Origin of the sequence: Dickeya sp. ws52 (assembly GCF_007210685.1) — a bacterium.
Lineage (GTDB): Bacteria > Pseudomonadota > Gammaproteobacteria > Enterobacterales > Enterobacteriaceae > Dickeya > Dickeya chrysanthemi.
Genome location: NZ_SZVX01000013.1, coordinates 91,071 through 116,788 on the forward strand (window position 1 = coordinate 91,071; position 25,718 = coordinate 116,788).

Consider the following 25,718-nt stretch of genomic DNA (forward strand, 5'->3'; position numbering starts at 1 on the left):
TTATTCAGCCTTTAGAGGTTTAGAAAAAATTTCTTGGACAGACTTTAAATTCCCGAGTGTATCTATTACAACTGGCTCTATCGTATTCATTCCCTCTACACCAATATAGTTTAAATATCTAGCTGATAATGCGAAAATTATTACTAAGCGCATGGTAGTGGATTTTTCATGCCATAAATTAAATATTTCTTTGTGAAATTTTAAATCTAAGGGGAGTGTTTTATGTGTAGTAGCGTTTCCGTGAACAAATTCAGAGCACTCTCTATATACTTTTTCCGCTATTGCTAAATATTGCCTACCATTTTCTAAAAAATCGGGGTTAAAAGCACGAATGAAACTTTTAGAAAACACACCATTTTCAGAGCTTATTATTGAACTCCAATTAATATCTTTCTCATCTTTACTCCACATCCGAAAATCTATTTCATGAGCTGAAAACTGCACAGTAGAGAGCATAAGCTCAAAGAAAAGTCTGAGACCACCAAAAGCATGTCTATATTGACCAGCGGCTAAGGCAAAGAGAGAAAATTGATATTCTTTTACAGCTAAATCTAGGACAGCGACTTCAGGGCGATTAGAGATAGCCATTTTGAATTTATCATAATCAAGCAAATAATTATGTGAAGAAATTAGATATTCAGATCCGCTTTCTGCTATCATAGCATCGAAAACAATTTTTGAACTATCTAAAAGCTTACGGTAATTATTAATAACATCCATTTGAATCTCACTTTGTCGAAATTTGCATGAGAGTGTTTTCGTATAATTCTCTTATCAGTTATGACGCTCAATCAGCTTTATAGTTATTGAGGAAAATGACATAAATCATCATATTCACGCTTACATCATCAACAAACCTATATATGTACGATATAAAAAAAACGTATTATTATCAATACTTTTTCAATAAAATATTTAGAGTGCAGAAAATGTTAAAGCTTAAAGTCCTTAAAGCTAGCTTCCTGTTAATTGATGTAACATTATTTTTATACATTCCATTGTCTGTAAGCCCGTTTTTCGCTCTTAGCCGACTATCAGATTTAATCGTGTTCTAACACAGAACACAGTAGATCAGGTCTGGGACAATACACCTCGCGAATCCGGCTTATTCCTCAAGGAAAGCCGTAAATGTTTTTTTACCCTCTAATCCTGTTAGCAAGTCATGTTTAAAAAATTACGCAACATCATGATTACTCTTTGAAATATGAATCAATTGCATAATCACATAAAAAAGTGATCATTCCGCACATAATTTGTGAGATGAAAATTCTTATTAAAAAAACCAGTAGCATAACGATACCACTGTTATTTCTATACCAAATGCAGACCAAAACTACTGCTGTGAACCCTAACGTTAATCTCCCCCAAATATCTGGAAAAAACTCCAGTGTGATAACAGAGCACATTACAATCAGGATAACCGGGACCACTCTCCATAAGATATCACGGGCGAACTCCATCAGAAATTTAGCAAAAAAACTAATCACATCAATCCCCAGTTCAAAGAACATCACCCTACTACTTTATGATGAAACCTTGTTCATGGTAAATACCATGTGATTGCCACGCTTATGATTACACCATTGCGGCAGTGGTTGATACCATAGAATCGCGTTTGGCATTTCGGTTTGCAACAGTTCTATTTAATTGACCCAATTCAGGCGAATAAAATGCAAAGCATCAACAAAACAAAACCAACAATTATCCTCCTATTTTTCCTGTTACCGTGGCAGGTTACGTTAGCGAATACCGTTCATTTTCCTGATGACGTAAAACTTCCCGACGACGTACAACGCTTTTTAGATAACGCGGAGGAATGCCAGTATTTCTCCGGAGAGTGGGACGGCACACTACCTAAATCACGCCAGCGTGAAATTGAGCGAGAAGTGGATAAATATTGTAAACCGGCGAAAAAGCAACAAAAGGAACTCAGAAATAAGTACAAAGGAAATCAGGTAATAGAAGACAAACTTAGCGAATATGATTTTTAATTTCTCTTCGATACCGACTGTTTACCCAAAAAAAAGCCAGTCGACGAAACAGACTGGCTTTATGTATCGGCTCAGCACCGGGCTGAACGCTGCTGGGTGGGTGTTCACTGAAGTGCAAGTTCCTTATTAACAGGTTTAGGTTTGGTGTCATCCACCCCGATTGCCCGTAGCCTCGCCAGCGCCCGTTCCGCTTCTTGCAGCACGTGCTGACATTGCTCCTGGGTAATGGTCAACGGTGGTTCGATGCGAATGGACTTAGCGTTGTTCAACGTGCCTGCCACCAGCACGCGGCGCTGGAACAGCTCGCTGGCAAAGGCATAGCCAATCGCGTTTTCCCTGAATTCAATCGCCTGCAACAGCCCTTTGCCGCGTGCTTCCATGATTAGGTCCGGATACGCAGCCGCCAGCCGTTTCAGCCCGTCCAGCAAGAATGCGCCCTGACACGCCGCCTGCTCCGCCAGATTATCGCGCAGCAGTACGTTGATGGTGGCCAGCGCCGCCGCACAGGCCAGCGGGTTGCCGCCAAAGGTGGTGGTATGCAGGAACGGGTTGTCGAACAGCACCGAGAACACCTCTTCTGTCGCGACCGTCGCGCCAATCGGCATTACGCCGCCGCCAAGCGCCTTGGCCAGACACAAGATATCCGGCTGCACGCCATAGTGCTCGCAGGCAAACATCTTGCCGGTGCGGCCCATGCCGGTCTGAACCTCATCCAGAATCAGCAACGCGCCTATCTCATCACACAACGCGCGCACCGCAGGCAGATAGGATTCCGGCGGCACAATGACGCCACCTTCGCCCTGAATCGGCTCCAGAATCACCGCCGCGATGCCTTCGCCGTTGCGCCGACACTGCTCGACTTTCTGCCGCATGGCCTGAATATCGCCGAAGGCCACGTGGTGAAAATCCGGCAATAATGGCATGAACGGGCGACGGAACACCGGCTTGGCGGTGGCGGACAACGCCCCCAACGACTTACCGTGGAATGCGCCGTGAGTCGCGATGAAACTAAACTTACCACGCGGCGACTGATACGCTTTCGCCAGCTTGATTGCCGCTTCCACCGACTCGGTGCCGCTGTTGCTAAAGAAGCTGTACTTCAGCGTACCAGGCGTGATAGCCGCCAGCGTTTTCGCCAGCATGGCACGCAGCGGGTCCAGCAACTCCTGGCTGTGCAATGGCTGTTTGGACAACTGTTTCTCTACCGCCGCCACCACCGTAGGATTACGGTGACCGACGTTGAAAATACCGTAACCGCCAAGACAGTCGAGGTACTCATTGCCCTGTGTATCGAGCAACGTATTCGGGCCGCTGGCGCGCCACTCTACCGCGCCGTAGCTGCCACCGGAGGTGACGGATTTTCTGTACTCCAGAAAACCGGGATTGACGTATTCACGAAAGGCATTAAGGGTTTCACGATTGAGCGTTGCCATCGCATCGGCGGACAGGTCATCGCTCATAATCCAGTTAAGGGCCTGCTGAGAACACTCTAGCGGGTTGAAAGGTGGCAGTGGACTGGACAAAATGTGCTCCTTGGGAGTGAGGTATCACGTGATACCAATTTAAGTAATGCATATAACGCACCACTCCGCCTACCCTATCGAAAAATCACGATTTTCGTCTGTCACTGTTTATTTTTGAAACAATCTATAAACAATTTTGTTTATCTTCCGCGATATAGTGCTATTGAAACCCCAATAAAGAGTAAAAAACACCCAAAAAACAAGGCGAACGCACCGTTACTGTGCAGCTCGCCCTACTATCGGGCAGTTTTTCACCACCCTGGCTTATCTTTACGACTCAGTGACGGATCATGATATGCCGTACTACGGTGTAGTCTTCCAGACCGTAGACCGACATGTCTTTGCCGTAGCCAGACAATTTTTGGCCGCCGTGCGGCATCTCGCTGACCAACATAAAGTGAGTGTTGACCCAGGTGCAGCCGTATTCCAGACAGGCGGCGACGCGATGCGCACGGCCGATATCTCGCGTCCATACCGAAGAGGCCAGCCCGTAGCGTGAGTCGTTGGCCCACGCCACCACCTGCGCCTCATCATCAAACGGTGTGATAGAGATGACCGGTCCAAACACCTCCCGCTGGACGATTTCATCTTCCTGCCGGGCATCCGCCAGCACGGTGGGTTGAAAATAGTAGCCGCCGCCGGGCATCCGCTCCCCACCGGTAATCAACCGGATATGCGATTGTGCGCAGGCCCGTTCGACAAAACCGGCCACCCGTTCCAGTTGCTCCGCCGTGATCAACGGCCCCAGCTCCGTAGTCGGGTCGTCGGGCGTGCCGATTTTGAGCGAAGCAACCGCCTTACCGAGCTTTTCCACCAGTTGGTCATAAACCGGGCGTTGTACGTACAAACGGCAGGCTGCGGTGCAATCCTGCCCGGCGTTGTAGAAACCGAAACTGCGGATACCATCCACCACTTGCTCCAGGTCGGCGTCATCAAACACGATCACCGGCGCCTTGCCGCCCAGCTCCATGTGAGTGCGTTTCACGCTGGCCGCCGCATTGCCGATGATGTGCGAACCGGTGGCAATCGAGCCGGTCAGCGACACCATCCGCACCCGTTCGTGGCCGGTCAGTGCGTCGCCGATTTCCCGTCCCTGCCCGAACAGGATATTAACCACGCCCGGCGGGAATAAATCAGCCAGCAGGCTGGCCAGATACAGCGTTGTCAGCGGTGTCTGCTCCGCCGGTTTTAACACCACGCAGTTACCCGCCGCCAGCGCCGGAGCCAGCTTCCATGCCGCCATCATCAGCGGGTAATTCCAGGGGGCTATCGAGGCGACGACGCCCACCGGATCACGCCGGATCATCGAGGTATGGCCTTCCAGATACTCGCCTGCCGCTGAACCGTTCAGGCAGCGGGCTGCGCCGGCAAAGAAGCGAAAGACGTCCGCCACCGCCGGGATCTCGTCATTCAACGCCGCATGATAGGGTTTACCGCAGTTCAACGACTCCAGAGACGCCAAGGTTTCACTGTGCTGCTCAATCAGGTCCGCCAGCTTCAACAGTAGCGTGGCACGTGTTTTCGGTGTGGTCTGCCCCCAGTGAGCAAACGCCGCATCCGCCGCCATGACGGCGGCATCCACCTGCGTCAGGTCCGCCTGCGCTATCATGGTGATGACGTCCCCCGTCGCCGGGTTATACACCCGGTAAGGCGCGCCGTTACCCGGCACCCGCTTTCCATCAATCAACATGTCAATCAACAAATTGTCGTGCATACCCTGCTCCCCTGAAGCGATAGCTGTGGACGTCCCCTATAACGCTCATCTAGCAAAATGCCTGCCATCTTCTGTAACCGCTCACCGATAAAAACGGTATTCGCTGTCTCTCAAGCGTAGCCGAGCCATGCGTAAAGGAGAGCCGGCGGGGAATGATGCCGCTCACATAATGCAGAGATAACCAGAGTCTACGGGCGTTATATCGGGCGCCCATAAGTACATGAGTTTTCCAGACAGGGAGTTTTAGCGCTTACCTCAATAGGTTTTTATTGCCGTTTTATACCCGTCATACTTCAAGTTGCCGGTGCGTTGGCTGCGTGACTCGGCCCATCAATGGGCCTCGCCCTTCGGGCCGCTGCAAGCAGCGTTCAAATCTGCTCCCGGCAGATTTGTCGTTCACCCGAATCACTTACCTGAGTAAGCTCATCGGGATGAAATGAGAGACATCCTGTCTCTCACCAGAGGCCGGCCTTTGGCTGGTCAAATTCGTTCCCGACGAATTTGTCTCTCTCTTGCCGCGTGACAAGGCTCTAATGAGCCTTGCCCTGACGGGCCAACGCGTTGCGTTGTTCAACACGCAATGCGTGTTGTCCTGCAACTCGAATTATTTTGGGTATATTTTAATAACCAGAAAGCCCGTAATCATAACGCGCTATATTTATTTTCTCACAAGCAAAATAATGTGACATCACCGATAGATTTATAAAATAGCGCACGCAGGAAACCTGTAAATTATTATCATTTATTCCCGACATCACCAAACACAATTGACATTAAATAAATATAATGAATTCGCGCACATGAAAACAAAAAAAACGTTAAAAATCAATGCAGTAATAAATCAAATAAAATGTATATAAAATATTAATTTTCAATACTCACCAAAATAAGGCGAAAAACAAACTTTTAAAAAACAACACCACAACAAAATAAAAACACTTACCCAAACAAAAAAAAGCAACAACCAAAGGAATTAAACAAATTCCCGGAAACTCATCTTTCTTAATTGTTATAAAATTAATCTTATGATTAATAAACTAAAAAAACCAGACGTTTTTCACCCTCATTTTGACGTCATTTAATTCACTCCAAAAAAGAGAAACAATTGAAATAATAGACTTAGATCAAGAAAAAATAGATGGAATAATCCCTATAGTACCGGTGACGACAGTAATCCAATCTCAATTAATTAACTCGTCATGCTGAGTAATGGGGAATCTATGGACTTTATCATTCAACTTGTCATAGTCCTGATCTGCCTGTTTTACGGTGCGCGAAAAGGCGGTATCGCGCTCGGATTATTAGGGGGTATCGGGCTCGTCATTCTGGTTTTCATTTTCAAGCTGGAACCTGGGAAACCACCGGTGGATGTGATGCTGGTCATCATCTCCGTGGTGGCTGCGTCTGCTACGTTGCAAGCCTCCGGCGGCCTTGATGTCATGCTGCAGGTCGCGGAAAAAATGCTGCGGCGTAACCCGAAATATGTGTCGATTATTGCGCCCTTCGTCACCTGCATATTGACCATGCTGTGCGGCACCGGCCATGTGGTGTATACCATCCTGCCGATTATTTATGACGTCGCCATCAAGAATAACATCCGCCCGGAACGGCCGATGGCCGCCAGCTCGATCGGCGCGCAGATGGGGATTATCGCCAGCCCGGTATCGGTAGCGGTGGTGTCGTTGGTCGCCATGCTCGGCAAGTTTACCTTCCACGGTAAGCACCTCGAGTTTCTGGACTTACTGGCCATCACGATTCCTTCTACCCTGCTGGGTATTCTGGCCATCGGGATTTTCAGTTGGTTCAGGGGTAAAGATCTGGATAAAGACCCGGATTTCCAGAAATTCATTTCCGTACCGGAGAACCGTGAGTACGTCTACGGCGACACCGCCACCCTGCTGGACCGCAAACTGCCGCGCAGCAACTGGGTCGCTATGTGGATCTTCCTGGCCACCATCGCCGCGGTAGCGCTGCTGGGGGCGGTAGAAAGCCTGCGCCCAACCTTCGGCGGCAAACCGCTGTCGATGGTGTTGGTGATTCAGATGTTCATGCTGTTATCCGGCGCCATCATCATTATCGCCACCAAAACCAATCCAGGGTCGATTTCGAAAAACGAAGTGTTCCGGTCTGGGATGATCGCAATTGTCGCGGTGTACGGTATCGCCTGGATGGCGGAAACCATGTTCGGCGCACACCTGGCGGAAATCAAGGAAACGCTGGGCACGCTGGTGAAAGATTACCCGTGGGCGTATGCGCTGGTCCTGCTGCTGGTGTCCAAGTTCGTCAACTCACAGGCCGCCGCACTGGCTGCTATCGTACCGGTCGCCCTGGCGATTGGCGTTGACCCGGCGTACATCGTGGCGTCGGCGCCGGCCTGCTACGGTTACTACATTTTGCCGACTTACCCCAGCGATCTGGCTGCCATCCAGTTTGACCGCTCCGGTACTACCCACATCGGCCGGTTTGTGATTAACCACAGTTTCATCCTGCCGGGCCTGATTGGCGTCAGCACCTCCTGCGTATTCGGCTGGGTGTTCGCCGCCATGTACGGGTATTACTGAGTTATCCCGCTGCGCTGGAGTACGTCGGCGCAGCACACGTTTCTCCCTTCAACCGCTCGTTCGGCCCCAGCCGTCGGGCGGTTTTTCGCTACCAATCCGCATACTGACGTCATCATGCAACACTGCGCCGGGCCGGCACGTCGGCACTGTCGATAGCGACTGCGCGGTTGCTAAGCCAGCCGGTGGGGTTATTGCGGTATCAGAGGAAACTCAATGCCGCAACAGGCTCTGGCTTGTTCGAGAACATCGGCGACGACCAAGGCGGTATCCAGTAATTCATAACACCGGGCGCTATCCTGAGCGTTAAAAATATCTCTGAAAACCTCAAATTCATACACCATATGGCTGCTATTCGCCGAGTCGTCAAATCGAGCAAGAGCCCCTTGTTGCGAACATTCGATATGCTTACACACCCCCGGCAAGTCATTAATTTTTACGTAACCGGCGGTTCCCTGAATAGTAAAATAGCTCGGGCTGGCCGAGTCCTTAGCCCCTATACAGACGGCAATAAACGCCCCATAATTCATTACCAGCACGCCGGAGGTATCAATCCCGTTGGGCCCTTTATTGCAGCTATAATGCAGACTCTGTGGCGCGCCGAATAACGCACAGACATGATAAATGTTATATAAATTGATGTCGTATAGCGCACCGCCCGACATGGACGGGTCAAATGCCGGGTGCACGATGCCATTGACGTAATCATCATAGCGGCTGGAATACTGCGAGTAATTCGCCTGTATCATTTTAATATCGCCAATCTCAGCCGCTTTGCCTTTCAGATACTGAAACCCCGGAGTATGGATGGCAGTAATCGCCTCAAAAAGATAACGATTATTGGATTTTGCCAGCGAGACCAGTTCCCGCAATTGCGCCAGATTGGAGGTAAACGGCTTTTCACAGATAACATGTTTACCGGCGCAAAGGGCTTTATGCGCATAGGAAAAGTGCAGATGATTAGGTATGCCGAGGTAGACAAAATCGATGTTGTCATCCTGTAACAAGGCGTCGTAATCAGTATAAAGCGACTGGATATGATATTTATTTTTTAATTCTTCACCTTTTTGCCGGCTTCCCTGACGAACACATAACGCTGAAAGCTCAATCCCGGCTATCGTGACCAGCGCTTCAAGACAAGACAAAACAATTTTACCCGACCCTACCAGTGCTATTTTCATGGGACAACTCCTGAACGAATTACCGAATCAGGGATGACTATACACCAAATAATTCGAGTTGCAGGAAGGCGGCAAGAGAGAGAATCCCGATGAACTTACTCAGGTAAGTGATTCGGGTGAACGAACGCAGCCAACACACCTGCAACTTGAAGTATGACGGGTATATACCCTAAATCATTCAAATTGCAGGATAAACTGAGGGGATAAAAAAACCGGGCCGAAGCCCGGTTGCTTGAAGTCACAGTGCAGAAATTACTCCTGACTGGCGGGGCGAACCGCCAACGTCGCACGTTCCAGTTCGTAGGCGCGTGCTTTTTCTTCGTCGAACTGCCCTTCCCACTTGGCGATCACCAGTACCGCCAGCGCATTGCCGACCACATTAAGTGCGGTGCGCGCCATATCCATAATACGATCGACCCCGGCGATAAATGCCAGTCCTTCCAGCGGAATACCGACGCTGCCCAGCGTCGCCAGCAGCACCACAAAGGAGACGCCCGGCACACCGGCAATCCCTTTGGACGTGATCATCAGCGTCAACACCAGCATCAGTTCCTGCCACAGGCTCAGGTCGATACCGTACAACTGAGCGATGAAAATGGCGGCGATACTTTGATACAGCGTAGAACCGTCAAGATTGAACGAATAACCGGTCGGCACCACAAAACTGGTGATTGCTTTCGGTGCGCCATACGCTTCCATCTTTTGGATAATGCGTGGCAACACCGTTTCGGAACTGGCCGTGGAATAGGCCAGAATCAGCTCATCTTTCAGAATGCGGATCAGCGTCATAATCCGTAACCGGCACAGACGCGCTACCGCCCCCAGCACCACCAGTGCAAAGAACAGAATCGCGGCATACACCAGGATCACCAGTTTGGCGAGCGGCCATAACGAAGCGAAACCGAAATTGGCGACGGTCACGGAAATCAGCGCAAAAACCCCGACCGGCGCATAACGCATGATCATGTTGGTCACGCGGAACATAGTTTCGGACGCACTGCGGAACACATTCAGCAGCGGATCACGCTGTTCGCGCGGCAGCGATGACAAACCAAGGCCAAACAATACCGAGAAGAAGATCACCGGCAGCATTTCGCCTTTTGCCAGCGCGGCAAAAATATTAGGCGGAATCAACGACAATATGGTACTGACCAAACTGTGCGAACCGCTTTGTACCTGTTCGGTGGTTTTCTCATACTGGGAAATGTCGACCCGGGTCAACATCGACATATCGATGCCGTGCCCCGGCTGAAACACATTGGCCAGCGTAATCCCGATGACGATCGCCAGCGTGGTGATGATTTCAAAATAAACGATGGTTTTGAAACCGATACGCCCGAGCTTTTTGGCGTCGCCGATACCGGCGATGCCAACCACCAGCGTGGTGATGACGATCGGCACCACAATCATCTTGATCAACCGGATAAAAATATCCCCGGCCGGGCTCAGCACATTAACGATCATCCACTGTTTATTGGCTGGGTTTTCATGCAGCCAGGCGCCGACGGCAATACCGATGATCAACGCGATGAGAATTTGCCAGGCAAGGCTAACTTTCTGTTTTTTCATGATACGAATCCATTGTCTGTGCTCCCTGCGACTACTTGCCGATGGCTAAACCACTGCCACCGGACATTCCAGCGAATGCTGAACTGCTACAGATGAAGGGGGAGGTTAGAAGGTTATTTTTTGCACAAATCGTGACTCACAGGCAAACACGTGACTCACCAAAACAGAATGCGTAATCAAATAGTTATTCACTTTAAATGCGCAACTATTTGTATCGCAAAAGAAAATTGTATCGCAAAAGAAAATAAAAAAGGCATAACTTGTTGTTATGCCGCGGCATCCTACTATCCCCCACCCCTGAGATCAAGCGCTACGTTCGGGGTACTTTTCATAATTATGCGTTTCATCACCGTATTCCGGCCATCGACGACCTGCTGAATACGCGAAATCCAGTCAATACCGACAACGGCAAAATACTGCCGATTCCCCGGCTTCAGACTGTAAAATCAACGCTTAAATCTGATAATCGATCACCGGTTCATTTTCATCGGCGAACACCCGGCTCTTGATGTCGTCCTGACTGAGTTCCGGGTTGCACAATTGAATAAACTTCCAGATATAGTTGCGCTGTAACTGCCCGCGTTTGAGGCCCAGCCAGACCGTGTTGTCGTCAAACAGGTGGCCGGCATCCAGCCGAACCAGACCGGGGTCGCGCACGGCGTCAAACGACATATCAGCAACGATACCGACCCCGAGCCCCAGCTCAACGTAGGTTTTGATCACATCCGAGTCTTGCGCGCTGATGGAAATATGCGGCGTCAGACCGGCGGCGGCAAACGCCCGATCGATGCGTGAGCGGCCGGTAATGCCCTGCCGATAGGTAATCAGCGGAACCTCACTGAGTTTGTCGAGCGTTATCGGCGACGCCAGCGCCAGCGTGTGGCCTTCCGGCACCAACACGGCATGATGCCATCGATACCAGGGAAATGCCGCCAGCGAATTGACGTTCATCAGTTGCTCGGTCGCGATGCCGATATCCGCTTCGCCGGATTCCAGCATCGCGACGATTTCATCCGGCGTACCCTGATTCAGCACCAGTTGCACCTGCGGATAAAGCGAGCGAAACGCCTTGATGATTTCCGGCAAACTATAACGCGCCTGAGTATGGGTAGTTGCGATAACCAATTGCCCGACATCATTGTCGCTGAACAGGTTCGCCAGCCGACGGATGTGGTTGGCATCGTTAAGAATACGCTCGGCCATCACCAGCAGCTCTTTGCCCGGCTCCGTCATACCCAGCAGACGTTTACCACGGCGAATAAAAATCTCAATCCCCAGTTCTTCTTCCAGTTCACGGATATGACGGCTTACGCCAGACTGGGAGGTGAACAGCGTATTGGCGACCTCGGTCAGGTTATAGTTGCACCGCGCCGATTCACGAATAATCTTCAGTTGTTGAAAGTTCACGCCCTTGTCCCTTGTCTGTCGTTTCATTATCACTATTGATACGAAGTATTTTTATTCCACACAAATAAGAAAAACCTACTATTTATAACTTTTTGAGATATGCGAGTCATATTGATTCCTCACCTTGCCCATACTGCCTATTGATACAAAAAATTATTTTTTTATTAGACGATAGCGCGAAAAATGAAGTTGCATACCACAATGGATAGTGCTGTAACACGATATCGTTGACCTCAGGCTGCTTGCTGCCCGTTATCACGGCGAGCTATCGCTCACTCTACTCTTCTGCAATTAAGGCGATTCTATGTTACCGAGGGTTCATTTAATTAATGCATCGCAAGGAAGCTTCTTAATGCTGGGTCAGGACCTGATAACGCAACATCTCACCACTCGGGATGAATGGGAAAAATGGTTATATTTAATCACCAATGAATTTACGTCAGAATTTGACTCCCCGGTCGTTTTTGATATTGGTGCTAACCTGGGCGCCTATACCGTGCCGGTTGCAAGCGAAATAGAGAAACAAGGCGGTGTTGTTTATTCGTTCGAACCGCAAAAAATTGTGTATTACCAGTTATGCGGCAATATCTTCTTAAACAGACTGGAGAATGTTACCGCACTCAATAAAGCTGTTGGCAGTGAAGACGGCGTCATTGAAATACCGATTCCTGACTACCAAAAAATGACCAATGCCGGCGCATTTTCCATGGTTGATGAATATCGAACGATGACGGGCACCAGTAATTGCATGTCGGAAGAGACACATTTTGTGCAGGTCATTAAACTCGATGATCTTCTGTTTAAAGAGAAAACCCGTTTCGTGAAAATAGACGTGGAAGGACTGGAAACCGAGGTACTAACGGGCGCCATTGGCTTTCTGGAGCACAATGATTTTCCGCCGTTCGCATTTGAAGCCTGGAATACAAGCTGGTTTGCGGATAAAAGACAGGAACTGCTATCCCTGGTCAAGCAGTTGGGATACACCATAGAACATATTTATAATGATGATTACATTGCCCACCACCCTAAAAACGAAGCAAAGGTAGACTTTAATCGGGACAGTAACGGAACGTTGCTATCGGTATGTCGGGCAAGTTAATCAACATCATGTCGGAGCCATAATTGTCTTATGGCTCTTTTTTGCCTTTCAAATCGACTTCGTCAGAAAAGCACCGACGTCTGACTCCACTTCCTCCATCTGCCGCAACGCATCCAGCGTATCGCGCGCTTCCTCTTCGTTCAGCCGGCTCATGGCAAAACCGACGTGTACCAATACCCACTGTCCTATCAACAATTCAGGTCGCCCTTCTTCCAGCACCAGCGCCACATTGACTTCACGCCGCACGCCGCACACATCCACCCACGCCAGTTGATGATCCGTTGATGCCCATTCCACCACCTGCCCCGGAATTCCCAGACACATAACACCCACCTTGTTCGTTAACGTCACTGTTTCTACCCGCAGCTTAAGCAAGTTTAATGCCAGCCGACATGATCCTGCGCAGTCTGTGCTTTTAGCGGTAACAATCAATCAGTATGTTGTAACTAAAAAAAGAGTCAGCACACGAAAAACCGCGTTGTTCGTCAAAAGTGTCGAGAAATCCCCGTAGGCGATAATGCGTTCCCTCTCTGTCGAGGGTGACGATATCGGCGTAATTATCCGTCGAAAAACATCGACACTAATGTCGAGCGACGATGTTCCCCAGGGCATCCTCTCATCTCACAAAAACAATAACATACTGATTTTAAATACCATTAATCCCATATTTTTCTTATGGCATGGAATATGCTTCCGGCGCAGGAAACATTTCTATCACCCTGGAGGGTATGGCTATGAACCGCTTCGTCATTGCGGAGCCAACACGTTGTATCGGATGCAACACCTGTATGGCGGCTTGTACGCAGGTACACCGACAAGCCGGGTTGCAATCTCATCCGAGACTGACCGTTGAGCGCGACGCCGGTGGTACTGCCCCGGTGCTATGCCGTCACTGTGAAGACGCCCCCTGCGCCAAGGTCTGTCCGGTCAATGCCATCAGGCATCAGGACAACGCCGTGTTGCTGGATGAAAACACCTGTATCGGCTGCAAACTCTGCGCCATCGCCTGTCCATTTGGCGCGATTACGCCATCCGGCAGTACACCGCTGGCCACACCGACGGCGTTTGATCAACACATTCCGTTGACACTGCTGTCCGATGTTCCCGTCAGTCTGCCGTCGGTACATCCGATGCTGGCATGGAATGCCGGGGTGCGCAGCATTGCGGTGAAATGCGATCTGTGCGATTTCCACGAACAGGGGCCGGAGTGCGTGCGCGTTTGCCCGACCCGCGCGCTGTATCTGGTAGATGACACCACGCTGGACGATGCGATCGCGGCTAAACGCCGCCAGGCGGCGGAATGGCCGGAAGGCAACGTCCCTTTTCCCCCTGCCGGGGCTGACAGGGAGCAAAACCTATGATCACACCATTACAATTGATCACGCCATTACAGTGGTTGGGCCTGTCGCTGGCGCTGTATCTGGCGGGTGCTTTGCTCTCATTACTGTGCTGCCGCCGGGAATCGCTGGCGATCCGTCTCAGTGGACTGTGCGCGCTGGCGGGCGGTTGCGCCGGAGTGTTGGCCGCGGCACCGGTACTGCTGGGCGGCGGCGCGCTGACCGCCGTATTCGACGGCCCGTTTGACGCCTTTGCCCACCTCACGCTGCGTTTCGATACCCTCGCCGCCTTTATGACGCTGGTGATTTCGCTGCTGGTAACGGTATCCGCGTTGTATTCGTTGGCGTATCTGGAGGAGTACCGTGGCCGTGGTGCCTGGGCGATGGGGTTCTTCATGAACCTGTTTGTCGCCTCCATGGTGGCGCTGGTGGTGGTGGATAACGCCTTCTACTTCATTGTGCTGTTCGAAGTGATGTCGCTCAGTTCTTACTTCCTGGTCATCGCCGATCAGGATGACGAAGCCGTCAGCGCAGGGTTGCTCTATTTCCTGATTGCCCATGCCGGTTCCGTACTGATTATGGCGGCGTTCTTCCTGCTCTACCGCCACAGCGCCAGCCTCGACTTCGCCGATTTCCGCCATGCTTCGCTGTCGGCACCGCAGGCTTCGGTGGTGTTCCTGCTGGCGTTTTTCGGTTTCGGCGCCAAAGCCGGGATGCTGCCGTTGCACGGCTGGCTACCGCGCGCTCACCCGGCCGCACCGTCGCACGCCTCTGCGTTGATGTCGGGCGTCATGGTGAAGATCGGGGTATTCGGCATCATCAAAGTCGGTATTGATTTACTGGGTGCCACGGAAACCTGGTGGGGTGTGGTGGTGCTGGCATTCGGCGCGGTATCGTCGGTACTGGGCGTGCTGTACGCGCTGGCTGAGCACGACATCAAGCGCCTGCTGGCGTACCACACGGTAGAAAACATCGGCATCATTTTGATGGGCGTCGGCGTCGGCATGATCGGCATCGCCACCCACCATCCGCTGCTGGCGTTGCTTGGCCTGCTGGGCGGGTTGTATCACCTGCTCAACCATGCGGTGTTCAAAGGGTTGCTGTTCCTCGGCGCCGGCGCGGTGATTTACCGCGTCCACACCAAAGACATGGAAAAAATGGGCGGGCTGGCACGGCTGATGCCGCGTACCGCGCTGGCGTTTCTGGTGGGTTGTATGGCGATATCCGCCCTGCCGCCACTCAATGGTTTTGTCAGCGAATGGTTTACCTATCAGTCGCTGTTCACCCTCAGCCATGACGGCGGCATCGGTTTACGCCTGGCGGCACCGATCGCCATCGTGATGCTGGCGATCACCGGTGCGCTGGCGGCGATGTGTTTCGTCAAGGTGTATGGCATCAGTTTCTGCGGCGCGCCGCGTAGCGAGAAAGCCACCCACGCCCGTGAAGTGCCCTGGCCGATGACGGTCGCCATGTTATTGCTGGCGCTGCTGTGCGTGCTGCTCGGTATCGGTGCCAGCGTGGTTTCGCCGATTATTACCCGCATCGCGGCCGATCTGGCACAGACCCCGGCGGTCGCCATGGCGCAAGGGCTGGGGGTTTTCCCCGGTGACAGCCAGCAGACCCGCCTCAATACCCCGCTGATCTTCATCCTGTTGCTGGCGTTGCCGCTGCTGCCGCTGATGCTCTACAGCCTGCTGCGCGGCCCGCGCCTCGGTTTCCGTCAGAAAGGCACGCCCTGGGCCTGTGGTTACGGCTATGAGCAAGCCATGTCGGCCTCCGCTGGCAGCTTTACCCAGCCGCTGCGGGTGATGTTCGCGCCGCTCTATCGGGTACGGAAAACCCTCGATCCGGCTCCGGCAATGCAACAGGCACTGGAAAAGACTACGCAGGCGGCGGCGCGCGCCGAACCGGTATGGGACGACCGTGTGGTGATGCCGCTAGTCAGCGGCGTGCAGCGCATCAGCCGTGCCGTGCAATGGATTCAGCACGGCGATTTCCGGGTGTACTGCCTGTATGTAGTGGCGGCGTTGGTGGCCCTGCTATTGGTCACTCTGGTTTAAGGAGACCGGAATATGACTTACGTTTCACTCATTTTCCCGCTGTTGTGCGCGCTGTTGCAGGCCGTACTGCTGATGGCGGCGGCACCGCTGCTGTCCGGCCTGTCGCGCGTGCTCCGCGCCAAAATGCACTCCCGACAAGGGCCGGGGGTGCTGCAGGACTATCGTGACATCGTCAAACTGTTGCGACGCCAGGAAGTGGCGCCCGAGCACAGCGGCGGCGTGTTTCGCCTGATGCCGTTCATTCTGCTCGGCACCATGCTGCTGGTGGCGATGACGTTGCCGGCGATGACCGACGCCTCGCCGTTCGGCTCCGCCGGAGATGTCATCACCCTGCTGTACCTGTTCGCGGTATTTCGCTTTTTCTTTTCGCTGTCCGGCCTGGACTCCGGCAGTACCTTCGCCGGTATCGGCGCCAGCCGCGAACTGACGCTCGGCATTCTGGTGGAACCGATCCTGATGCTCTCGCTGCTGGTGGTGGCGCTGGTCGCCGGCTCCACCAACATCGGCAACATCAGCGTCAAGCTGGCGAGCGGCCATTGGGTATCGCCGACCGCAACCGTGCTGGCGCTGCTGGCCTGCGCCTTCGCTACCTTTATCGAAATGGGCAAAATCCCGTTCGATGTGGCGGAAGCGGAACAGGAACTGCAGGAAGGGCCGTTGACCGAATACGCCGGTGCCGGGCTGGCGCTGGTGAAATGGGGTATCAGCCTTAAGCAGGTGGTGGTCGCCACCCTGTTCCTGTCGATTTTCGTACCGTTCGGCAAAGCGGAAACGCTGACCGCCGTCAGTCTGTTGTGGGGCGCGCTGGCGCTGTTCATCAAGCTGGTGGTGGTGTTCGTCATCGCCGCGATTATCGAAAACAGCCTGGCGCGCGGGCGCTTCCTACTGACCGGCCGGGTGACCTGGCTCGGCTTCGGTGTGGCGGCGCTGGCATTCGTTTTCTACCTGACTGGATTATAAGGAGTCGGCATCCATCATGGAGAATATTGCTCTTGCCACCCTGCTGCTGCCGTTTCTCGGCGCGCTGCTGATAGCTTTTGCGCCGCAACGCCTTGCCAAAGGGTTGTGTACGCTGTTCGCTTTGCTGGCGACGCTTGGTATGGCGCTGTTGGCCTGGCGTTACTTCGACGGCGGCAAAACCGATCTGGTCGTTCCGCTTTATCGTTACGGCCAGGCGGATTTATTCGGTTTCGTGTTCGATCGCATCAGCCTGTTGATCGGCTTTGCGGTGGTCTCGCTCGGTTTTCTGGTTAGCCTCTATTCCTGCGGCTACCTGACGCTGGGCAACCGCGAACACCCGCACGACGGCAGTAATCGCTACTACGCGTTTTTGCTGGTGTTCATCGGTGCGATGGCCGGGTTGACGCTGTCATCGACCATCCTTGGACAACTGCTGTTCTTTGAAATCACCGGCGGTTGTTCCTGGGCACTGATCGGCTACTACCAGAAACCGAAGTCACTGCGCTCGGCACTTAAAGCGCTGCTGGTGACGCATGTCGCCTCCGTCGGCTTGTATCTGGCGGCGGCCTGGCTGTTCGCCTCGACCGGCACCTTCGCGCTCAGCGCCATCGCACAACTGGACGACAGCAGCAAAATCATCGTTTTCAGCGGCATTCTGTTCGCGGCCTGGGGCAAATCGGCTCAGTTGCCGTTGCATGTCTGGCTGCCGGACGCGATGGAAGCACCGACGCCGGTAAGTGCGTATCTGCACGCCGCGTCGATGGTGAAAGTCGGCGTGTATATTTTTGCCCGCGCCATTCTGTCTGCCGTTGAGGTGCCGCATGTTATCGGCGTGGTCGGCGTCGTCATGGCCACCATCACGCTGGTGTACGGCTTCCTGATGTACCTGCCGCAGAAAGACATGAAGCGCTTGCTGGCGTACTCCACCATCACCCAGCTTGCTTATATTTTTCTGGCGCTGTCGTTGTCCATCTTCGGTTCGCGCATGGCTTTTGACGCCGGTATGGCCTACATCTTCAACCACGCTTACGCCAAGAGCCTGTTCTTTCTGGTGGCCGGGGCGCTCAGCTACAGCTGCGGCACCCGCATGTTGCCGCAGTTGCGCGGCATGATGGCGCGCCTGCCGCTGCTGGGCATCGGTTTCTGCGTGGCGGCGTTGGCTATCACCGGTGTGCCGCCGTTCAACGGATTTTTCAGCAAATTCCCGCTGTTCGCCGCCGGATTTGCGCTCTCCAACGACATCTGGTGGTTATTGCCGCTGCTGGTCATCGTGCTGGTGGAATCGGTCGCCAGCTTTGCCTGGTTCCTCTTCTGGTTTGGCCGCACAGTACCGGGCGAGCCGTCCGAGGAGGTGGCGTCAGCGACGCCGGTGCCGATGTCGATGAATCTGGTGCTGCTGGTGCTGATAGTGATGTCGCTGTGCTCCAGCGTTATCGCCGCACTCTGGCTGAAATAAGGAACTCCCATGACTGGATCGCTTCTCGTCAATAATCTGGCTGGTTTGCTGATCATCACCTCGTTGCTGGTGATCGCCGCCAGAAAACCCACGGTATCCGCCGCGCTGTATGCATTGCAGTCACTGGTGCTGGTGCTGATCTTTATCGCCCTGGGCGGCTTGCTTGGCTCTCACGAACTGTATCTGTGGTCACTGACCGCCTTCATCACCAAAGTGGTGATGGTGCCGGCCATCATGGGCTTCGCATTCCGTCGGCTGGCGGACCCGAAAGCCGACGGCGGCGTGATCAGCACCGCCACGCTGATCCTGATCGCCACGCTTATCGTATTGCTGAGCTACTTTGCCGTTTCGCCGGTAAAACTGCCGATGGTGAATGATCTGAAACCGGTGCTGGCGGTGTCGCTCGGCCACTTCCTGATCGGCCTGCTGTGCATCGTCAGCCAGCGCAACATCCTCAAACAGGTGTTCGGCTACTGCCTGATGGAGAACGGCGCTCACCTGACGCTGGCGCTGCTGGCTTACCGCGCACCGGAACTGGTGGAAATAGGCATCGCTACCGACGCCATTTTCGCCGTTATCGTGATGGCGCTGATGGCGCGCAAAATCCACCGCACGCTGCACACGCTGGATGTTCAGCAATTGACCGCGCTGAAAGGATAATCACCATGACGACTTTGGATCTTTTTTCCCTGCTGCTGGGCGTGCCGCTTGCCGCCGCGTTGCTGGCGTTTGTCTGCCGTTTTACCGGCACGGCGGCGCGCGCACTGGTGAGCCTGATTCATCTGGCAGGCATTGGCGCCCTGCTGTGGGTGGCGTTGCTGGCAGTCTGGACCGTCTACCAGCAAGGTGAGTTGCTGGCCGCCAACCGCTGGCTACACCTCGACAGCCTGAGCGCGCTGTTTCTGGCGATTCTCGGGGTGATCGGTTTCCTCACCGGCCTCTACTCCATGGGGTATATGCGTCATGAAGTCGACAGCGGCGAAGTCAGCGTCACCACGCTGTGCCACTACTACGGCTTCTTCCACCTGTTCCTGTTCACCATGTTGTTGGTGATCACCAGCAATAACCTGATCCTGATGTGGGCGGCGATCGAAGCCACCACGCTAAGCTCGGCGTTTCTGGTGGGGCTGTACGGCCAGCGCTCTTCGCTGGAAGCGGCATGGAAATACATCATCATTTGTACCGTCGGCGTGGCATTCGGCCTGTACGGCACGGTTCTGGTGTACGCCAACGCCGCCAACGTGATGGCGGAACCGGGTAATGCCATCTTCTGGACCGAGGTGCTGCAACACGCCGGCGAGCTGGACAGCACGCTGATGCATCTGGCGTTCATCTTTATCTTGATCGGCTTCGGCACCAAAACCGGCCTGTTCCCGATGCACGCCTGGCTGCCGGACGCCCACAGTGAAGCGCCCAGCCCGACCAGCGCCCTGCTCTCCGCCGTGCTGCTCAATTGCGCGCTGCTGGTGATCGTGCGTTATACCATCCTGATCACCGCCGCTATCGGCCCGGAATTTCCGCAACGGCTGTTACTGGTGTTCGGCCTGTTGTCGGTAGCCGTCGCCGCATTCCTGATCCTGGTTCAGCGCGACATGAAACGCCTGCTGGCGTATTCCAGCGTGGAAAACATGGGGCTGATCGCCGTGGCGCTCGGCATCGGCGGCCCGCTCGGCATTCTGGCGGCGCTGCTGCATACCCTGAACCACAGCCTGGCGAAAACCCTGCTGTTCTGCGGCTCCGGTAATGTGCTGCTGAAATACGGCACCCGTGATATGGACGCAGTGAAAGGCATCCTGCGCGTCGCGCCGGTGACGGGCGCGCTGCTGGCCGGCGGCGCGCTGGCACTCGGCGGTATGCCGCCGTTCAACGTGTTCCTGAGCGAATTCATGACCGTCACCGCCGGCATCCATGCGGGCCATTTACCGCTGGTGCTGGTGTTACTGGTGCTGTTGACCGTGGTGCTGGCCGGGCTGATCCGCATGATCGCCACCAGCGTGCTGGGCAGCCAGCCGGAAGCGGTCAGTAAAGGCGAACTGGGTTGGCTAACCACCGCGCCGATGCTGATCCTGCTGGTATTAATGCTGGTGATGGGCACCCGTATCCCACAGCCGGTCACCCATTTGCTTGAGCGCGCTACCGCAATTGTGTTGAACGGCAATATGTTGAACGGTAAGCCGGCCGGCGAGTCGGCCCAGCCGAGCCTGGGCTGGCCGTCGCTGAGCGCACGCACGACCGCGCTGGAAGCTCCCCCAGCGCATACCGCACCTGCTTCATCGTTAACCCCTTCCCGTCAGGAGATGTACCGTGATTAATTCATCCACCGCGACCAGCGCTGAAAATTTAGGCGCTAATTACGTCGCCCATGTCAGACAGCAGTTCCCGACGGCGATTCTGGAGGAAGAGCGGCAAACCGCCAATCAGTTGACCATCACCGTCAAACTGAATCAGTTGCCGGAGGTCGTCGAATACCTTTACTACCAGCACGGCGGCTGGTTGTCCGTACTGTTCGGCAACGACGAACGCACCCTCAACGGCCATTTCGCCGTCTACTATGTGCTGTCGATGGAACAGGGCGAGAAATGCTGGGTCGTCGTCAAGGCGCTGGTTAACCCGACGGTGCCGGAGTTTCCGTCAGTCACGCCGCGCGTACCTGCGGCAGTCTGGGGCGAGCGCGAAGTGCGTGATATGTACGGGCTGATCCCGGTCGGCTTGCCGGATGAGCGGCGGCTGGTACTGCCGGACGACTGGCCGGACGAACTCTACCCGTTGCGTAAGGATGCCATGGATTACCGTCAACGCCCGGCCCCTACCCGCGATGACGAATCCTACACCTTCATTAATGAAGCCACCGGCGATACCCGCGTCGTGCCTATCGGCCCGATGCATATCACTTCCGACGAACCGGGGCATTTCCGCTTGTTCGTCGACGGCGAACAGATTATCGACGCCGATTACCGCTTGTTCTACGTGCATCGCGGCATGGAGAAACTGGCGGAAACCCGCATGGGCTACAACGAAGTGACGTTTCTGTCCGACCGGGTGTGCGGCATCTGTGGTTTCACCCACAGCGTGGCTTACACCTCGTCCATCGAGAACGCGTTGGGCGTGGTGGTGCCGGCGCGCGCGCATACTATCCGCAGTATTCTGCTGGAGGTGGAACGCCTGCACAGCCACCTGCTGAACATTGGGCTGTCCAGCCACTTCGTCGGTTTCGACACCGGCTTTATGCAGTTCTTCCGGGTGCGTGAAAAATCGATGCAGATTGCCGAAATACTGACCGGTGCGCGTAAAACCTACGGGCTGAACCTGATCGGCGGTATTCGCCGCGATATCCTGAAAGAGGATCGGCTGAAAACCATCAAACTGATTCGTGAAATGCGCGAAGAGGTCACGCAGTTGACCGACATGTTGCTGGGCACCGCCAACATGATGCAACGGACTCAAGGCATCGGCGTACTGGACCGCCAGGTAGCTCGCGATTACAGCCCGGTCGGTCCGATGATTCGCGCCAGCGGCTTCCAGCGAGACGTGCGCGTCGACCACCCATTCTCAGGCTATCTGGACCTGCCGATGGAGCTGCATCACCTTGACGCCGGCGACGTTTACTCCCGCGTGCTGGTGCGAGTGCGCGAAGTATTCACTTCGCTGGCGATGATTGAATTCGGGCTGGACAACATGCCGGAAGGACCGATCCTCAACGAGCACATCCACTATCAGCCGCACAAGTTTGCGCTGGGCTTTACCGAAGCGCCGCGCGGCGAAGATATCCACTGGAGCATGACCGGCGACAACCAGAAGCTGTTCCGCTGGCGCTGCCGCGCCGCCACCTACGCCAACTGGCCGGTGCTGCGCTTTATGCTGCGCGGCAACACCATATCGGACGCACCACTGATCATCGGTAGCCTTGACCCCTGCTACTCCTGTACCGACCGCGTCACGCTGGTGGATGTCCGTAAAAAGAAAATCACCACCGTGCCGTATAAAGAGATCGAACGCTACGGGCTGGAACGCACCCGTTCGCCGCTGAAATGAGGGAGGCCCCATGATTAAACTGTTTAAAACCATCCTCAAAGCGGGCAACAGTACGGTGAAATACCCGTTCGCGCCGCTGGCGGTGCCTGCCGGATTTCGCGGCAAGCCGGAATACGACCCGGAGCAGTGCATCGGTTGCGCCGCCTGTACTATGGCCTGCCCGGCGAATGCCCTGACCATGGCCAACGACCTGGACAACGGCACCCGCACCTGGCAACTGTTCCTCGGCCGTTGCATTTTTTGCGGCCGCTGCGAAGAAGTATGCCCGACTCGCGCCATCGTGCTGTCGCAAGAGTTTGAAATGGCGGTTGCCAACAAAGCCGACCTGTATCAGCGCGCGACTTTCCAACTGCTGAACTGCCACGTCTGCCAACAGCCGTTCGCCCCGCAAAAAGAGGTGGAGTACGCCATGGCGCTGCTGGCACACGCCGGCGTGCCGGAAAACGAGGTGGAGGCACGCCGCCATCAGTTCGAAACCTGCCCGGACTGCAAACGCAAACAGAACATGAACCATCAGGGCAACGTGCAGATAAGTCAGCACCTGTCCGCCCCGTCCACTCACCAGGGGAATGCACAATGAGTATGCTGCCCAATGGGGTCGACCATTACCAGACCACCCCGATTACACTGGACGAACACGCTCAGCAGTTGAAAAAAACGCTGCTGAAAGATATCCAGCGCTCCGCTTACGTTTATCGCGTGGATTGCGGCGGTTGCAACGGCTGCGAGATAGAGATCTTCTCCGCCATTACACCGCTGTTCGACGCCGAACGTTTCGGCATCAAGGTGGTGGCGTCGCCGCGCCACGCCGATATTCTGCTGTTTACCGGTGCGGTTACCCGCGCCATGCGCACGCCGGCGTTACGCGCCTATGAGTCCGCGCCGGACCCGAAAATCTGTATTTCGTACGGTGCCTGCGGTTGCGGCGGCGGCATCTTCCACGACCTGTACTGCGTATGGGGCGGCAGCGACAAAATTGTGCCGATCGATGTCTATATCCCCGGCTGTCCGCCTACGCCGGCGGCCACGATTTACGGTTTCGCGGTCGCATTGGGGCTGTTGGAACAAAAACTGCACGGCAGCAACCATCAACAGGGCGACAACGAGAAAGCCGCGCTGATTCATCCGGCGCTGCCGCTGGATTTACGCGTGCAGGTAGAACGGGAAGCCCGCCTGATGGCCGGGTATCGTCAGGGCCGTGAAATCAGCGATCGTTTCCTCGGGCTGCTGGAAAACCAGCCGCTGGATGGGTTTGAGCAGCGCGTTACCGGCTGGCTCGATCAGCACAACGACCCAAGGCTGAACGAAATCGTCGCCCGGTTGCTGCGCATTTATCATGCCATGCTGAGCGGGAAGATCCTGTCATGAGCAGCGTGCGTTTTTATGCCCTGAACCGCAAATTTCTCGACAGCCGCGACAAAATACCGGAACAGGCGCAACAGGTAATGTACTACTCGCTGGCGATCGGCCATCACGTCGGCGTGATCGACTGCCTGAAGCAGGTATTGCAGTGCCCGCTGGCGGATTACGAAGGCTGGGTCGGTCAGTTGAGCGATGACGAAGCCCGCCGCAAAATGCTGGGCCTGTTACGCTTTGGCGAAATCACCATCGACCACACGCACACTGCCCTGCTGGGCGGTGCATTCGACGCGCTGGCTCAACACGACAGTCACCCGCAATGGACCGCGACGCTGATGGATTATCTCGCCGCGATGCAACAAGAACCGGCTCTTTATCTGATGGTGAAACGTATCGATGACTGAACTTCTATTGCATAACGAAGCGCCGCTGTATATCGAAAATATCGTGCTGGCCGTCGGCAACACCCTGATGGGTGACGACGGCGCCGGCCCGCTGTTGGCGGAAAAGATGAGCCGGCATCCGGTGGCCGGCTGGTCGGCGATTGACGGCGGCGCGATCCCTGAAAATGCCGCACACACACTGCGGGAATTGAAACCCCGCCGCCTGCTGGTGGTGGATGCCACCGATATGGGGCTGGCGCCGGGTGAAATCCGTATCGTCGAACCGAATCGCATCGCCGAAGACATGCTGATGAATACCCACAGCCTGCCGCTGAACTATCTGATCGACAGCCTGAAGGAAGACATTCCCGACGTGATTTTCGTCGGCATTCAGCCTGCACTGGTGGCGTTTTATTTCCCGATTAGCCAGGAAGTCACGCGCGCGGTAGAACAGCTTTACCAACGCCTTGACGGCTGGGAAGGAAATGGCGGTTTTGAGGTGCTGGCGTAACATGCCTGCACATTAACAAGCTACATCGCTGACCTTCCTGTGGGGCGGGCAGATCGGATTCTGCCTCTGCCCCGAAGCCGCTCGCCTATTTTTCTTCCAGTTGCAACACGGTGTGGGCCAGACTCACTACCGTTGCCAGACTGACATGCGTATTTTTATTCAATGACTTATACAAGCTGGTACGACTTTTGGCTCCCGCCTCTTTGGCCACCGTACTGTTGCCATGTTTGTCTACTGCGGTTTTCAGCGCCGCCTGCAGAATTTCCGGCCGGTTTTCAATCACGGCATCATAGAAGGCGCGGGAGATGATATCGGCAAAATTCTGCTCTCTCACCGCCAGCGTGTGGCTGACATACTCCCCTTTTTTCCGCAATTCCGATGCGGAAATCTTGATATCAGGCAGCCATTCCAGCGAACCGTCCGGCAGCAAACCAAACTTGATAAACAGGCTGGCGTTCGAAAACACCGGGCTGGGCGCATATTGATAAAGATTGATGTCGCAAACCAGACCATCGTCATAGGTCAGGCGCAACGAAAAATCGCCAATGACGTCAACTTCCACAATTTTATGCATAAAT

22 protein-coding genes are annotated in these 25,718 nt (G+C 54.2%); 14 read left to right on the plus strand and 8 right to left on the minus strand.

Translation table 11 applies throughout. From position 1 onward, the window contains the following. Nucleotides 1–720: a hypothetical protein gene (locus FDP13_RS14005; RefSeq protein ID WP_143839690.1), complete on the minus strand. Its 720-nt coding sequence runs from the start codon at nucleotides 718–720 to the stop codon at nucleotides 1–3. Nucleotides 721–1,670: 950 nt separating this feature from the next. On the opposite strand from FDP13_RS14005, the gene FDP13_RS14010 reads away from it, so the two are divergent. After that, nucleotides 1,671–1,991: a hypothetical protein gene (locus tag FDP13_RS14010; protein ID WP_143839691.1), complete on the plus strand. Its 321-nt coding sequence runs from the start codon at nucleotides 1,671–1,673 to the stop codon at nucleotides 1,989–1,991. A gap of 104 nt (nucleotides 1,992–2,095) precedes the next feature. On the opposite strand, the gene ygjG is transcribed toward FDP13_RS14010, so the two are convergent. Then, nucleotides 2,096–3,514 carry a putrescine aminotransferase gene (gene ygjG, locus FDP13_RS14015; RefSeq protein WP_143839692.1) on the minus strand — a complete coding sequence of 473 codons (1,419 nt, stop codon included), beginning with the start codon at nucleotides 3,512–3,514 and terminating at the stop codon, nucleotides 2,096–2,098. Nucleotides 3,515–3,791: 277 nt separating this feature from the next. Beyond that, entirely contained in the window at nucleotides 3,792–5,228 is a 1,437-nt protein-coding gene (gene patD / locus FDP13_RS14020) for an aminobutyraldehyde dehydrogenase (protein WP_033577260.1), read from the minus strand. Nucleotides 5,229–6,448: 1,220 nt separating this feature from the next. Here patD and FDP13_RS14025 point away from each other — a divergent pair. Beyond that, nucleotides 6,449–7,789, plus strand: coding sequence for an anaerobic C4-dicarboxylate transporter (locus FDP13_RS14025; RefSeq protein WP_027712512.1), 1,341 nt, complete (start codon nucleotides 6,449–6,451; stop codon nucleotides 7,787–7,789). A gap of 188 nt (nucleotides 7,790–7,977) precedes the next feature. Here FDP13_RS14025 and FDP13_RS14030 read toward each other — a convergent pair whose 3' ends face one another. The 3 genes from FDP13_RS14030 to cbl all read right to left on the minus strand — a co-directional run bounded on the left by FDP13_RS14030 (nucleotide 7,978) and on the right by cbl (nucleotide 11,943). Then, on the minus strand, nucleotides 7,978–8,967 hold the full coding sequence (locus FDP13_RS14030) for a Gfo/Idh/MocA family protein (protein ID WP_143839693.1): 990 nt from the start codon (nucleotides 8,965–8,967) through the stop codon (nucleotides 7,978–7,980). 252 nt (nucleotides 8,968–9,219) lie between these two features. After that, on the minus strand, nucleotides 9,220–10,536 hold the full coding sequence (gene gltP / locus FDP13_RS14035; RefSeq protein WP_033577724.1) for a glutamate/aspartate:proton symporter GltP: 1,317 nt from the start codon (nucleotides 10,534–10,536) through the stop codon (nucleotides 9,220–9,222). Nucleotides 10,537–10,989: 453 nt separating this feature from the next. Then, entirely contained in the window at nucleotides 10,990–11,943 is a 954-nt protein-coding gene (cbl, locus tag FDP13_RS14040; RefSeq protein WP_143839694.1) for an HTH-type transcriptional regulator Cbl, read from the minus strand. 352 nt (nucleotides 11,944–12,295) lie between these two features. Here cbl and FDP13_RS14045 point away from each other — a divergent pair, with 352 nt between their 5' ends. Then, entirely contained in the window at nucleotides 12,296–13,042 is a 747-nt protein-coding gene (locus tag FDP13_RS14045; protein WP_234424412.1) for an FkbM family methyltransferase, read from the plus strand. Between the two features lie 48 nt (nucleotides 13,043–13,090). On the opposite strand, the gene hybG is transcribed toward FDP13_RS14045, so the two are convergent. Continuing rightward, nucleotides 13,091–13,366 (minus strand): hydrogenase maturation factor HybG, encoded by a 276-nt coding sequence (gene hybG, locus FDP13_RS14050; protein ID WP_012770388.1) that lies wholly within the window; start codon nucleotides 13,364–13,366, stop codon nucleotides 13,091–13,093. A gap of 410 nt (nucleotides 13,367–13,776) precedes the next feature. On the opposite strand from hybG, the gene FDP13_RS14055 reads away from it, so the two are divergent. The 11 genes from FDP13_RS14055 to hycI are packed head-to-tail and all read left to right on the plus strand — an operon-like array spanning nucleotide 13,777 to nucleotide 25,140. After that, complete coding sequence (locus FDP13_RS14055; protein WP_033577728.1) at nucleotides 13,777–14,403, plus strand: 4Fe-4S dicluster domain-containing protein; 627 nt, start codon at nucleotides 13,777–13,779, stop codon at nucleotides 14,401–14,403. Further along, a complete protein-coding gene (gene hyfB / locus FDP13_RS14060) occupies nucleotides 14,400–16,439 on the plus strand; it encodes a hydrogenase 4 subunit B (protein ID WP_033577721.1) in 2,040 nt (679 codons plus the stop codon). Before FDP13_RS14055 ends, hyfB begins: the two co-directional genes overlap by 4 nt. Before the next feature lie 12 nt (nucleotides 16,440–16,451). After that, a complete protein-coding gene (locus FDP13_RS14065) occupies nucleotides 16,452–17,399 on the plus strand; it encodes a respiratory chain complex I subunit 1 family protein (protein WP_033581003.1) in 948 nt (315 codons plus the stop codon). A 16-nt stretch (nucleotides 17,400–17,415) separates the two neighbouring features. Beyond that, the gene (locus tag FDP13_RS14070; RefSeq protein ID WP_012770392.1) at nucleotides 17,416–18,855 is read left to right on the plus strand and encodes a hydrogenase 4 subunit D; all 1,440 of its coding nucleotides are present in this window, start codon (nucleotides 17,416–17,418) and stop codon (nucleotides 18,853–18,855) included. Nucleotides 18,856–18,864: 9 nt separating this feature from the next. Continuing rightward, on the plus strand, nucleotides 18,865–19,515 hold the full coding sequence (gene hyfE, locus FDP13_RS14075) for a hydrogenase 4 membrane subunit (RefSeq protein WP_012770393.1): 651 nt from the start codon (nucleotides 18,865–18,867) through the stop codon (nucleotides 19,513–19,515). A gap of 5 nt (nucleotides 19,516–19,520) precedes the next feature. Beyond that, complete coding sequence (locus tag FDP13_RS14080) at nucleotides 19,521–21,167, plus strand: hydrogenase 4 subunit F (RefSeq protein ID WP_143839696.1); 1,647 nt, start codon at nucleotides 19,521–19,523, stop codon at nucleotides 21,165–21,167. Further along, nucleotides 21,160–22,887 (plus strand): NADH-quinone oxidoreductase subunit C, encoded by a 1,728-nt coding sequence (locus FDP13_RS14085; protein WP_027712521.1) that lies wholly within the window; start codon nucleotides 21,160–21,162, stop codon nucleotides 22,885–22,887. Before FDP13_RS14080 ends, FDP13_RS14085 begins: the two co-directional genes overlap by 8 nt. A gap of 10 nt (nucleotides 22,888–22,897) precedes the next feature. After that, nucleotides 22,898–23,467, plus strand: a complete 570-nt coding sequence (hyfH, locus tag FDP13_RS14090; protein WP_027712522.1) for a hydrogenase 4 subunit H — start codon at nucleotides 22,898–22,900, stop codon at nucleotides 23,465–23,467. Further along, nucleotides 23,464–24,255: an NADH-quinone oxidoreductase subunit B family protein gene (locus tag FDP13_RS14095; RefSeq protein ID WP_143839697.1), complete on the plus strand. Its 792-nt coding sequence runs from the start codon at nucleotides 23,464–23,466 to the stop codon at nucleotides 24,253–24,255. The genes hyfH and FDP13_RS14095 overlap by 4 nt, the downstream gene beginning before the upstream one ends. Continuing rightward, the gene (locus FDP13_RS14100; protein ID WP_143839698.1) at nucleotides 24,252–24,650 is read left to right on the plus strand and encodes a formate hydrogenlyase maturation HycH family protein; all 399 of its coding nucleotides are present in this window, start codon (nucleotides 24,252–24,254) and stop codon (nucleotides 24,648–24,650) included. Before FDP13_RS14095 ends, FDP13_RS14100 begins: the two co-directional genes overlap by 4 nt. Further along, on the plus strand, nucleotides 24,643–25,140 hold the full coding sequence (gene hycI / locus FDP13_RS14105) for a hydrogenase maturation peptidase HycI (RefSeq protein WP_143839699.1): 498 nt from the start codon (nucleotides 24,643–24,645) through the stop codon (nucleotides 25,138–25,140). Before FDP13_RS14100 ends, hycI begins: the two co-directional genes overlap by 8 nt. Nucleotides 25,141–25,225: 85 nt before the next feature. Here hycI and FDP13_RS14110 read toward each other — a convergent pair whose 3' ends face one another. Next, entirely contained in the window at nucleotides 25,226–25,714 is a 489-nt protein-coding gene (locus FDP13_RS14110) for a DNA-binding protein (RefSeq protein WP_027712526.1), read from the minus strand. Nucleotides 25,715–25,718: the final 4 nt, after the last annotated feature.